The organism is Pseudoalteromonas sp. SANK 73390 (genome assembly GCF_054966645.1).
Map to the genome: position 1 here is coordinate 1 of NZ_ARPN01000025.1, position 12,895 is coordinate 12,895.

Here is a 12,895-nt window from a genome sequence, read left to right on the forward strand (position 1 = left end):
AATTAAATCAGCCAAAGACGCTAAACAACCCAAACAACTTGCTCGCTTTGCAGGCAGCCCCAGAAAACACATGCCCAAAGGGCTGCCCTTCGAGTTAAAGTCTTATTTAGAATTAGTTGAGCTAACGGGCCGCTGTATGAGAGAAGATAAACGCGGACATATAGAGCAACGCACTCTTCCTATTTTAGAACGATTAAACATAGCACCTGAAAACTGGTTAAAACTCACCACACAATTTAGCAAAGTGTTCAAAGGGGCAGTAGGGCGACCCAATAAGCTTGACGGCTATTATACTCATTTAGAAGTAAAACGGCGAACAGGCATCAGTCAATGTGAAAAGCTATTCGCTTAAATAACTCAACAACACAAAACACCAATCATGCTGATAAAGTAGGCAAAACAGCGACTAATTTTTTGCAATTACCTCTTAAACCCTAGGATAAAACTAAAAATAGTAGTGAAAAAGTGCTTTTGGCGTAAAACAATATAAAAGGAGCTGGCTTTGCGTGTTCATTGTTTGATAATTTAATAATGGTTGTCTTGTTGTTGTTTGATATTGTTGGCTGTCTCGTTGTTTGCTCCATGGTTGATTGCAGTGTTAAGTTACCTTTTCTTTTTGTAAGAAACTACTAGTTAGAAATCGGTTTAGCGACCCCCAACAAAATAGAAGGTTTGTGGCTTCGTGGGAGTAAGTTTTTATAGGTACTTTTTGAGGGTGTAATGTTTATTGGTGAAGTGTCAAAAAGGGCTGGGTTATCAGTTAAAGCGATTCGGCTTTATGAAGAGAAAGGGCTTATCATCACGCCAAAGAGACAAGGAGTTTACCGAGTATACACGGAGGACCATGTCGAAGTTCTAAACTTGATTGCGCAAGCCAAGAGTTTAGGCGTGACGTTAGCTGAGCTGAAAGATGTCATCAAATATAGTAATGGAACCGCGAACTGGCCTGAGATTAATGTATTTTTGAAGGCAGTTAGAAGCAGGCTTGAAACAGAGCGAGAAGATATTACTGAAAGGATTGCTAGGATTGACAAGTGCATGAACGCTATCGGTTCATGTCCAAAAATGTCTTGACTCTCCTCTTAAGGGGAGACTTTAAAATGTTTATTGTTTACCCACAGTCGAGAGGAACATAATGAAAAACATTTTATTGTTAGATGGTAACCCAAAGAAAGGCAGCTTTTCTAGCAGCTTGAGTTCTGCATACCAAGGCGAGGCTGAAAAGTCGGGAAATATTCGACGTTTCAATTTGTCGGATATGAATTTTGACCCAAATTTAGAGTCTGGCTATGATGAGACTCAAGAGCTTGAGTCTTGCTTGAGTGAGTTTAATCAAGCTCTGCAATGGGCGGGGCATATCGTTATCGTTGCTCCTATTTGGTGGGGAGGATTACCGGCGAAGTTGAAAGGGTTATTTGATAGGGCATTTTTACCAGGAACGACATTTAAGTATGAAGGTGAAAGTATTGAGCCAATTCAACTACTAACGGGCAAAACTTCGAGACTTATATTTACTATGGATGCACCAGAAGAGTATACGAAAGAGCAGTCTCAACCTGTTTTGGAGCAGTTAGGCCGATATACGCTTGAATTTTGCGGGATAAGCAAACCGAGTGTTAATTTATTTGGTTCAGTGATTTTATCAGATGACAAACAAAAGGGTATCTGGATTGCCATGGTAAAAGATCTCGGAACTGGCTGTAAATAGCAGAACTAAAGAATCATCTAAACAACCAAAAACCTTGCCCTAGATCTTAACAAGGCAAGGTTTATCATTTTAAACTTGGCTACTTTTTAAATAAAATTAACGCGGACATCATTCACTCAAATTAGAAAGTATAAGTGCCTTGTCTACGGCTTAGTTCTTCAACAAAATTTCAAGTTCATAGAGTGAACGATGGGATTAGCAAGGAAGCAGCAAATAAGTTGTCGGGTACCAGTGCGCGGCACTCTAATATTATCATTGCGTTTCATTTTGCGTTCGCCGCACTTTGCTTTGTGCTAAAGGTAAAAGATAAACTCATTGGTAAGTCTTATGAGTAACGTCGAAGCTAGGTTGCGCATGACGACTCACGTGCTCTTTGCCAGATGAACTCTCGTGAGACTCGCTTAAATATCTATCAACGTGTGCCGATAACACCCCTATAGGCATTTCAAAGATGACGTAAATAAGTGCCGAAGCTAACATGAAACTTAACGCTGATTTTATTTTGATAGGCCATTTGGCTATCGTATTAGTATCACTTGATTCAATCTCTGACGAGGAATTAACGTGGATAAGTACTCAAGCTTCTCGTATGGATGATTTAAATTATTTAGTAAGCATATATAAAAGTGAGTCGGTTAGGCTTAATGTAGCAAGTAAAAAGAGCTTTAGCAGGGAAGTTAGTGTTTTACTATCAAAAAATACATGATTATCTATTTTTTCTATCACTATGATTTATTTGCTTTTATTTTTTATCTATTAAAAAATATGAATAAAGTGGTTCGATTATGCCCATTTGGACGACAACAACTTTGCACTCCTAGACAATTGAGTTATCTCAAGACAGATAAGCGCTGCAGCTCTTCACCGGATATGCAGCGATAAAAATGATAACTTTAAGGAACTTTTATTATGTCTAATCAACTTGCTGCGCGAGTTATCGCGATACTTTTTTTAATTTCAACTAGCTCTTATACTATTGCAGATTCGTTGAGTTATGAGTTTTTAAGTGCCCCTGACTTTCTTAGCCAGCTGGGTACAAATGGATGGTCATTATCTTTGGCTGCGTTACTTGAGTTTGTAAACTGTGCGGCGGTTGTGGCTATTTCTGTGATAATTTATCCGATTATTAAGCAATATAATGAGCGCGTTGCGATTGGATATTTATCAGGTCGTTTGATTGAAGCGGCTGCGTTACTACCAGCTGCCGTTATTTTGATTACGCTTACAGCAATGGGTGAAAAAATGCTAGCGGGCTCAGTTGAGCAAGTGGAACAGCTTTATGTGATGGGAACGGCATTAAAGCATGAGCGCTTTGCCACTTTCTCAATGGGGATGTTATCACTGTCGGTTGCTGGCTTTTTCCTAAACATCACACTTTTTAAATATCGTATTGTTCCACGTCTTTTATCTGGTTTAGGGTTAGTCGGTTATGCAATGCTTCTATTCAAAGTTATTTTCGATTTCTTAGATGTCAGCATTAGTGGAACTTGGATGTATATTCCAGGTGGACTGTTCGAATTCTTACTCCCTATGTGGTTAATATTCAAAGGGTTTGATTTAAGTCATAAACCAAATGCTTAAACTACCTCAACAATAAATTTGGCATCGCCCCTTAAGCGGGGGCGAAGCGTTTTCAATAAGTTAAAAACCGCCTTTGACATATTTCATAACACTTTTACTTTGGCTTTTTAGGTACTATGGATTGCTATTTTTGCGTTATTTTGCTTTTGTAGAAGATAAGTAAATAAGTAGCTTGATCTATAGCTGGCTATAAACGGCAGGTTTGGAGAGATGTGATGGACAAATTGTTACTTGGTATTAAAGGTCATGCAATGTGTTTGGATAAGCACACTGGCAATAAAGTTTGGTCAACAAAATTAAAAGCAACATCTGGGGTGACGAACATGTTTGTTGATCAAGATGTGGTTTATGCGTATTCCGGCGGTCACTTGTTTTGTTTAGATATTCACAGCGGTCATATCAAGTGGGAAAACAAGTTAGAAGGTATGGGATATGGCCCTTGTATTATGGGCACTGAAGCGCAAAGTGTATCGGCAGTCACGGCTCATGCCGCAACGCAGCAAGCATCAGCAGCTTGCACCACTGCGATAGTAGGAGCGAGTGTTAGCCAAGGAAGTAACTAAACACGCTTTAATAATAGGTAAGAGTCAGAGATAGATTGCAATCTAAGTTCGCAAAGTTGCTGCGCTAGGTTGGTAATGCGCTCTCAAAATGCAAAGGCCAAAATACACGCATAATTAAAGAAACTAATGAGTGCTAATGTGGACCGGCACTCAAATTTGCTGAAGCTAAAAAGCAAAGCTTAACCAATTCAAAACCGTATTTATTGAATACTCATTTGTATCGTTCATCATTAACAATTTCGATAAAATCCGCCTATATCGCAACCTAACTGGTGAAAAATATGCTGTAGTGGGGTGTTACTGTCGCTGTATAGCGAATAGTAGGCACTGTCCTCAGTGGCTACCTCTGCTTCGCAAAAATAGGATATTTAACCCACTCAAAAAAGTCATATCTCTTTCAACAAACTCATAAAAAACCTTCATAAAAAACCTAACTTAACGCAATCATTTTGACATTTTGCATCGTTACCTTTGGGCTCCTGAATTTTCACGGTTTACCTGCTTATATTCTGCAAGTTAGTGCGTGAATACCACTATATAAAACTAAAAATGAAGTATTGGAGAACAAAATGAGAATAATAAAGCAAGTGATGTTAGCTACTTTGATGCTGCTCAGCACACATAGCATGGCTGATTCACTCAAAGTGATGGCTTATAACATTATGCAATTAAGCGTACAGGATTGGGACCAAGCTAATCGAGCACAGCGTTTACCTGCCGTTTTAATGTCGCTAAATGACAGTCCAGATGTGATTTTAGTGAGTGAGGTATTTAATAGTGATGGTGAACAAGCATTGGCTGCGCTATCTACCTTGTACCCTTATCAAACGCCTAATGTGGGGCAAGATTGCAGTGGCAGTGGTTGGGATGCTTTAACCGGTAATTGCTCAAATAGCCCTTTTGTTATTCGAGGCGGGGTAGTTGTTTTGTCTAAGTACCCCATCATTTCACAAAAGGCCCATGTATTTAATAATAGCTTAAGTGGCAGTTGGGATTACATGGCAAATAAAGGCTTTGCCTACATTGAGATAGAGAAAGACAGCCAGCGTTATCACTTAATTGGCACTCACTTACAAGCGACCCATGATGGTAACACTGAACAAGAGCACGAAGTGCGTATGGGGCAACTGAGTGAAATTCAATCTTTTATTGAGACTGAGAATATTCTTGTAAATGAACCAGTTATCATAGGCGGTGATATGAATGTTGAATGGAGTAAACAGCATGAAGTGGTTGATATGCTAGCCACCGCGCATGCAGAGTTGAATTTTAAAACGCCAGTGGTTGGCTCATTTTCGGCAAAAGATAACTGGTTTACTAAAGCCAACGCTTATTATTTTGAGTACAGCCTAGATTATAACGACACGCTCGATTATGTATTTTGGCACCGTGACCACAAGCAGCCAACCAATGCTCCAAGTATGACGGTTCGTTACCCTAAAACACAAAATAATTGGTACTGGAGCTATCTGCGAGGTAATTGGAACCTAAGCGATGGCCGCTATTACCATGATGGCTATTACAATGAGTTATCTGATCACTATCCAGTACAAGTTAACTTTGAGTTTCAATAACAGTAATGGCACTTAACGCAATCGATTCACAGCAGGTTTGCGTTGCTTTATACAATAAGGTTAACGGTATCTCGTTAACCTTTTTTTATCTCTGGCTGCGCTATAAAAACATCTAAAGTAATAAAGTTACTAACTTCATCAAACTCGCTGTAAATGTTCTGATTTAAAAATGATATACCGCTTCTGGCTAATACGTCGTATTTTGCACTTAGCGACTTTTTACGAGTCTATAGTGCTTTTTTTGTTAATTGCTTTAAGGGGTAATATTTTCGCTATATTTTAGAAAGTTACTTAAAGCTTCGCGCCAACTTTATTATTAAGTAATAAACCTGCCTATTGTTTTTTAGCATGAAGTAAACAAAACCTTAACATTTGTTTGCTAGCGTACGACTTGATTACCTATCTGAATTACCCATAAATACAAATAATCACGAAAAGGAATTGAATATGAATAGTTTTTTCTACAAAAAAGTGAGTGCACTTTTGGGAAGTATGTTAGTTGTACTTTCAGCGAATACGTATGCTCTGCCTAAAATTGAACTAAATATGAATCATAATGGCGATGAGGACATTCGCGTTTATTGGAACCCTGTAGCAGGAGCTACACATTATAAGTTATCTTCTACTTCATATGATTGTTATCGATTTCTTACTACAACTGAGTATGAACGTGAATTAAAACTTCATTACTTGGACGTTGCCCACTTTAAAATCTCAGCTATGAAAAATGTAACGGGCACCTGTAAAGGTACGGTTATTGCCGCATCTGATAATTTATCATACTGCGACTTATATCCGACTAAACATTCATGTCCACTTTTTAAGCGCCCAAAATATGAATCCAAATTTTGGAATGCATCTTCTCGTTTACGAGTAAATAACTGTTATAACTATGCAGCCAATGTCGCGACAAATGATTTTGCACAACCGGGCTATGCATCGCGTTCACAGACATTTAATGGTAATTGCGCGTCAGTAATTGCCGGCGCTACCGGTGATTTAGGTATTGAGCCAACCAGCTTTTTTAGCAACAGACATAATCTTGATGAAACCTTACTTGCGTTGGTGGTTGCTCCTGGGATTGACTACCATTGGTATCGTCGAGATAACAGCGGAGGCTGGTCACATAAAGCCGGTCGTACTCCTGCAAGAAACACAGATAACAGCAATAAAGTAATCTTGGCTCCAGAGTCTGCAGATAGAGGTATGTATACTGAATTTTGTGGCTACTTTAAAACAAAGAACTCAAATAGAGAGCAAAATTCAGGTACTGCCACTATATCAGGTCGCTGGGGTGGTAGTTTTGCTGCACTTGATCACAAATCAATGGCCACTAATAACGGCTCTAATATCACTTTGCTAATGTATTCAGGGCGAACTAACCCAACAATCTCTTTGACAGAGTTAAGGTCAACTAGTGTAGAAGACTTGTTGTCTTCAATTTCAGCTTATTCAGCTGTTGTTTTATCTACCTCTAAAAACAAAAATGTTGACTTTATTTCTAGCCACTTAGGCTATAAAGGTATTTTAATTGAAGATACACAGGGTATTTTTGGCCAGCCGGGGCAAACAGTGCTTATACATAACAGTGAGATGAGAATACAAGCTGCAGCAAATAAAAAGACAGGTGATGTTGTGGGTGTAAGTATATGGAACCAAGCCAGTACATTGGCGCAATTTGGTATTGATTTGCAGGCTGTTGAAAGAGATATTTTGAGTATATTTAAAAAGACTGAACGTATCCAAATACAAAGCTTTATAAACAAGCATAAATAATTTTAATATAGCGTAAATGGTTAAGTTAATTTTTACCATTTACGCTTTACACCCTTTTTATTATGACAATATAAATATTTTCTAGCTATTAATTTACATAATCCCTCGTATTTTAAGCAAAATATTATGTGTCCCCCCTATAATGGCAACACAAATGTTTAGCCAACTTTCTCTCCTGTCGCTTCATCCATTAGCTCGATAGCAACTATTTCAGAGCGGTTCATGGTTAATTTATATCGCTCTAGCTGTGTGCTTTGTTCGCTAGTAAAGCGCAGTACAAGGTTAATTTGGTAGCGACGTTCTACAGATTTTTTTGATATCTTTTGGCCATCTAAGGTATACAGTTTTCCTGCGCCTTTTTTAAGGTAGCGAACAAATGAGGCCATGTTAAAAGTAATACGTTGTTGTACTTCATCATACCCAGGTAAAAACTCACTCACATTGACCTGATTTTTGCTGCAAAAATGCATTAAGTTGGCAGCTTGTTTGTTTTGCTGCCTACGTTGTTTAAGTAACTTGTCCACTTCAGGGGGCAGGTCTTTTTTGCGGATATGCTCAAGCCAAATGGTTTGCGTGCAAACAATGTCTTCGCTTACTGAGTTTTTGAAATTATTACGCCACTTGGGCCGACCTCGTTGAATTGTTCGCCATGCCCATTGGGTTAAGTCTTCTTTGAATGTTTCTCGTAGTCCATAAATTACACCTAATAGCGCGATAAGTGCCACGGTTACTTCTTGAAAATTCGAGCGCGCATTGAGCACAATAAACATCACAAATGCCATGATAACGCCAGTTACTAGACCTTTTACAAGTCGCTTTAAGTTTAATGTTAAGTCTATGGTTTGTTTATTAAAAACAACACCATACTCAATAAGCCGCTCAAGTAACTTCATTTTATTAGTGATTCTATTTGGGTCTTCTAGTGTTACTTGCGAGTTATATGTTCGCGCGGCTCGGTATTGGTTTTCTTGCTGACAAAAGTTGATAAGTATGGTTCGCTCTTCACTAAATTCACTTGATTTTGGGCCATTAGACAATAGCTTTAAAAATGCTTGTTCGGTATGCCAACTAAGATAGTTATCGGCATTTTGAAAGTACGATTTGAGTTTATTATCAGGTGGGGTGTAGCGGCGTAAGTTTTTCAGCAAGCGATCAGTTTGCTCTACCAACACTGCAGCGGCTGGGAAAAAATCATTAGGTTCTTTAAATTGTAGTGTCGCTTTCAGGTCGGCTTCCAATGCAATTCTAAGTTGATAACAAAATAGGTTGAGGTTGAGTCGATAGCCTGTTTTTTCTCTTTTGGTTTGGCTAATAAAGCGACTATGAACAAGTGGCAAATGTATTTGTTCAGAGTAGTAAGCACTGTGAGATTTAATATTAGCATTGAAAAAATCAACTTCGTTGAGCGTACTGTCATTGATCCCCATATCGGTAGGGATTGAAAAATAAAGGTCGAGCTGGTTGGTTTCTTTAGGAAGAAGTTGATAGTTAATCTTGAAGGATAAATTTTCGTCTTGGCTTAGTTTTGCTCTACTCACTCTTACTTACTACCTCCTATATTAATGTCTTTATAGTTTAGCACAAATGCTTTAGTTACATTGGTTTATGTTTATTAATAGTGTTTTTGTTTGGCCTGTATTTAGTGATTTAGTCGTTTTATTATTTGATGGGTCGTGACTAACTTGCACTTAGATTGTGATAAAAAAGTGATATTTTGGTGAAACCAACGAGATATTTATCTTGCATTCTTAGTCTTGTCATAACAACTAAGAAAGAGAATATCATGAAGGCAAAATTACTATCACTTGTATGCACGAGCAGTTTATTGGCAATGTCAGTAGCACAGGCTGCTGATATAGATGTAAAAATTACTAACCTCACTCAAGGTATTTACTTCACACCAATACTCGTTGGTGCGCACAATAGCGATGCGCATTTGTTTCAAACAGGCCAAACTGCATCAGATGGACTGCAAGCCATGGCAGAGGGCGGCAGTATTGATGCGTTATCAGCAACTCTAGATAGTATTAATGCCAATACACTAGCAAACCCAGCAGCAGGTTTATTGGCACCAGCCAGTTCTGCGATGGGCAGCTTAACCACCACACAAGACAATACCACGCTGTCTATCGTTGCCATGATGCTCCCTACCAATGATGGGTTTGTTGGTTTAGATGGTTGGGAAATACCAACTGAAGCCGGTACTTATCATATATACCTAAATGCATACGATGCCGGTACTGAAGCAAACAACGAATTGGTTGTTGACGGTTCTGGTGCACCGGGTACGCCTGGGATCCCAGCCTCACCAGGCATGACGCCTGGCACACAGGGCAGTGGTCTTACAACCACCGAAAGTAACATGATGGTGCATATTCATCGCGGAAACGTAGGGGATGATGAAGCTGTCGGAGGGAAAAGTGATTTACACAACACGGTTCACCGTTGGTTAAACCCTGTTGCTAAAGTGACAGTAACGGTTAAATAAGGGGCATATTATGAATAAATTTACCCCAATCATTCCTCTTGCATGTTTGCTACTGGCGGCATGTGGTAGTGATAACGATAGCAACACGATTGTTACTCCGGTTCCACCAACACCAGACCCTGCACCAATGCAATATGAGTTTAAGGTCACAGCAATTAACTTAACAAATGCTCAGCCTTTATCGCCACTGGGTGCTGCATTACATACCAGTGGTCAGTTTTGGAAAATTGGTGAAATGGCAAGTCTTGAATTAGAGCAATTAGCTGAAGGTGGCGATAACTCAGGCTTACTTGGACTACCTGTTGTGAACAGTTCAGCATCGAGTGAAGGTGCTGTTGGGCCGGGTCAAATGATTGAGCTAATGCTCACTACAACGAGCTTAATGGATCAAAAACTATCGTTAGTTAGCATGATGGTGAATACAAATGACGGCTTTACGGGTCTTAATAGCATCGATGTATCACAAATGTCTGTTGGCGACTACGCCAAGATGACTACCCGAGCTTATGATTCGGGCACTGAAGCTAACTCTGAACAAAGTGGTTCAATGCCAGGTCCTGCTGATGGAGGAGAGGGTTTTAATGCACTGCGTGATGATGTTGATAAAGTGGCTATGCACCCCGGAGTTGTTAGTAATGATGACGGATTAAGTACGTCAGTACTAACCTCAGCACACAAATTCGACAACCCGCTCATGGCCGTAACGATAACAAGAGTTAAATAACGCCTATACGTACAGTGTGGGCGATGAAAAGGCCACATTATGCAACCACAGGTACTTATAGTAGAAGACGATCAAGACATTGCGCGTCTTCTACAAGTTCATTTAACTGAATTATCATTGGGTGTTGATCATGTGTTTGATGGAGAAAGCGCAATCGATAAGCTGCAACATGGAAACTACGCCATTGTCTTACTTGATATTATGCTGCCAGGGGTCGACGGTTTAACACTGTGTAGAGAGATTAAAACTTCAACACCCCATATTAGTGTTGTGCTATTAACGTCTAAAAGTAGTGAAATGGACCGCATTATTGGCCTTGAAATGGGCGCTGATGATTATATTTGCAAACCATTCAGTTATAGAGAGTTCCAAGCGCGAGTTAAAGCGCAGTTGCGTCATGTTAGGTTACTGCAAGCCACAGAACATCAAAATGCGCAGCCAGAACACGCGCCTTTACAATTAGGGCGATTAGGCATTGATACTATTTGTCATGAAGCCAGTTTAGGGGCTAAAACACTGGATTTAACCGCGACGGAATTTGAGTTGCTGCATTTTTTTGCAGCGCACCCAAATCAAGTGTTTTCAAGAAACCAGTTGCTTGAATCAGTCTGGGGCTATCAACACTCGGGTTATGAGCATACCGTCAACTCACATATTAATAGATTGCGCAGTAAACTCGAAAAATTTGGCGGAGAAGGCGTTATTGAAACCGTTTGGGGCGTAGGGTACAAGCTCAGCGCTAAACAACTAACACAGGCATAAGGCATGAAATTTTCTCTATATCATAAGCTTGCTATGTCACTGGCAGGTATCTTTATTTTAATTGCCTCTTTGTTTATTTGGTGGACACAAGCGCTGTCGCAAGTATCACGTGCCCAAGCAGAACAACAGTTACATTTGGGGTTAGCAGAGCATCTAGTGGGAGATAACCCTTTGCTCAAGCAAGGCGTTTATGATTATGAGGCGCTTGAAAATCTATTTCATACTTTAATGATTCTGGGTCCATCGTTTGAGTTTTACTTTATTGACCCCAGTGGAAAGCTACTCACATACTCAGCAAAACCCGGTGAAGTAAAACGCCAGCATATTGATTTAGTGCCTTTAATAAAGTTAATTGAGCGACCACAGCACTTACCTATATATGGTGACGATCCGCGTAACTTGTCAGGTGAAAAAATCTTTTCTGTTGCTCCTGTATACAATAAAGACACATTACAAGGCTACTTGTACGTTATTATTGGTTCAAAACTCTATGATTCCATTATTAGTAACATTAAAAGTAATGATCAATTAGTTATAGGGCTTAGTTGGTTAGGTCTTGCATTAGGGTTTTTGCTTACGGCTTTATTACTATTGTTTAGATATTTAACCCGTCCTGTAGCAGCATTAACCGAACATATAAAGCAGTTGGAACATGTGCAGTTTGATATCAGCAAAATCACCTTGCTAGATTGGGACAAGGCGCATAGTAATGAAGTACACCAGCTAGGTTATAGTGTTAACTTGATGGTTAAAACCATTGACCATCAAGTTAAACAACTGGCTGAACTTGATGAGCAACGTCGTCAATTACTTGCCCATTTATCTCACGATTTGCGCACTCCCTTAGCATCGCTGCAAGGATATTTGGAAGTAATTTCACTAAAAAAACATGGCCCCGAACAGCAAGCACTCCACCTAGATATTGCAATGAAAAATTGCAGTCAGCTTAAATCGTTGATTGACCAAATTTTTGAATTAGCGCATTTAGAGTCAGGTCGTACTAATGTGCAATTTGAAGTGTTCAATTTAGGGGAGTTACTTTACGATGTGATGGCTAAGTTTGCCATTCGTGCTGAAAAATTGGGGGTGTCATTAGCTATATTTCCTACCGAGTGTGACATAAAAGCTTACTCAGACATTGGTAAACTAGAGCGAGTACTCACCAACTTAATAGAGAATGCACTGCGCCATACGAATGAAAACGGTGCAATTAGCATTGAAATTAACCAATATGGTGAGCATTTAACGGTGGCAGTTAAAGATACTGGGGTGGGAATTTCAGCCAAAGAGTTGCCGTATATTTTTGAAGCTCGATATCGAGCGAGTAACGCCAAAGGTTGTAAAAAGTCTCATGCAGGACTTGGCTTAGCCATCACTGAACGTTTAATTAAGTTATTGAAAACTGAAATACGTGTACAAAGTAAAGTAGGCGTAGGGACTAAATTTAGTTTTCAACTTAGAGAAGCCGAACCTTATGTTTAATAGTCGTAACTTTAACTAAAATGGCTCGCAAGAAGGCGAGTGTAATACCTATTTTATTAAAATATTGATCATTCTAGCGAGCTTAATGACTCATTAACTGTGTTAAAAATCATTTATCTATCGCACTATCAGGTAGTTTATTTAATACAATGGGTATAAAAGTAAAAATAAGCGCATTTTGAGGGGTGAGCGAGTCAAAGTGTACTGCAAAAGTGTTAAAGCCCCTAACATAGGCTG

At 39.3% G+C, this 12,895-nt stretch carries 12 protein-coding genes and 1 pseudogene; 12 read left to right on the forward strand and 1 reads right to left on the reverse strand.

Going from position 1 to position 12,895, the window contains the following annotated elements:
* The 8 genes and pseudogenes from SANK73390_RS02165 to SANK73390_RS02200 all read left to right on the forward strand — a co-directional run.
* Positions 1–352 (forward strand): annotated as a pseudogene (locus SANK73390_RS02165) (transposase); the annotation flags it as partial.
* Positions 353–720: 368 nt separating this feature from the next.
* Positions 721–1,074: a MerR family transcriptional regulator gene (locus tag SANK73390_RS02170; protein ID WP_462762978.1), complete on the forward strand. Its 354-nt coding sequence runs from the start codon at positions 721–723 to the stop codon at positions 1,072–1,074.
* Between the two features lie 61 nt (positions 1,075–1,135).
* Positions 1,136–1,708 (forward strand): NAD(P)H-dependent oxidoreductase, encoded by a 573-nt coding sequence (locus SANK73390_RS02175; RefSeq protein ID WP_462762980.1) that lies wholly within the window; start codon positions 1,136–1,138, stop codon positions 1,706–1,708.
* Between the two features lie 478 nt (positions 1,709–2,186).
* Positions 2,187–2,414, forward strand: a complete 228-nt coding sequence (locus SANK73390_RS02180; RefSeq protein ID WP_462762983.1) for a hypothetical protein — start codon at positions 2,187–2,189, stop codon at positions 2,412–2,414.
* A 203-nt stretch (positions 2,415–2,617) separates the two neighbouring features.
* Complete coding sequence (locus tag SANK73390_RS02185) at positions 2,618–3,289, forward strand: DUF4386 domain-containing protein (protein ID WP_462762985.1); 672 nt, start codon at positions 2,618–2,620, stop codon at positions 3,287–3,289.
* A gap of 215 nt (positions 3,290–3,504) precedes the next feature.
* Positions 3,505–3,852, forward strand: a complete 348-nt coding sequence (locus SANK73390_RS02190; protein WP_462762988.1) for an outer membrane protein assembly factor BamB family protein — start codon at positions 3,505–3,507, stop codon at positions 3,850–3,852.
* 569 nt (positions 3,853–4,421) lie between these two features.
* On the forward strand, positions 4,422–5,426 hold the full coding sequence (locus tag SANK73390_RS02195) for a sphingomyelin phosphodiesterase (RefSeq protein ID WP_462762990.1): 1,005 nt from the start codon (positions 4,422–4,424) through the stop codon (positions 5,424–5,426).
* Positions 5,427–5,873: 447 nt separating this feature from the next.
* Positions 5,874–7,202, forward strand: coding sequence for a hypothetical protein (locus SANK73390_RS02200; RefSeq protein WP_462762992.1), 1,329 nt, complete (start codon positions 5,874–5,876; stop codon positions 7,200–7,202).
* 158 nt (positions 7,203–7,360) lie between these two features.
* On the opposite strand, the gene SANK73390_RS02205 is transcribed toward SANK73390_RS02200, so the two are convergent.
* Positions 7,361–8,740: a hypothetical protein gene (locus SANK73390_RS02205; RefSeq protein WP_462762995.1), complete on the reverse strand. Its 1,380-nt coding sequence runs from the start codon at positions 8,738–8,740 to the stop codon at positions 7,361–7,363.
* Between the two features lie 245 nt (positions 8,741–8,985).
* Between SANK73390_RS02205 and SANK73390_RS02210 the strand changes: the two genes are divergently transcribed.
* From SANK73390_RS02210 to SANK73390_RS02225, 4 genes are read left to right on the forward strand one after another with little or no spacing between them, the layout of a single operon-like run.
* A complete protein-coding gene (locus tag SANK73390_RS02210; protein WP_261591836.1) occupies positions 8,986–9,690 on the forward strand; it encodes a spondin domain-containing protein in 705 nt (234 codons plus the stop codon).
* Positions 9,691–9,700: 10 nt separating this feature from the next.
* The gene (locus SANK73390_RS02215) at positions 9,701–10,414 is read left to right on the forward strand and encodes a spondin domain-containing protein (RefSeq protein WP_462762997.1); all 714 of its coding nucleotides are present in this window, start codon (positions 9,701–9,703) and stop codon (positions 10,412–10,414) included.
* Between the two features lie 39 nt (positions 10,415–10,453).
* A complete protein-coding gene (locus SANK73390_RS02220) occupies positions 10,454–11,176 on the forward strand; it encodes a response regulator transcription factor (protein ID WP_261591838.1) in 723 nt (240 codons plus the stop codon).
* A gap of 3 nt (positions 11,177–11,179) precedes the next feature.
* Positions 11,180–12,658, forward strand: a complete 1,479-nt coding sequence (locus SANK73390_RS02225) for a sensor histidine kinase (RefSeq protein ID WP_462763000.1) — start codon at positions 11,180–11,182, stop codon at positions 12,656–12,658.
* The last annotated feature ends 237 nt before the right edge of the window (positions 12,659–12,895 follow it).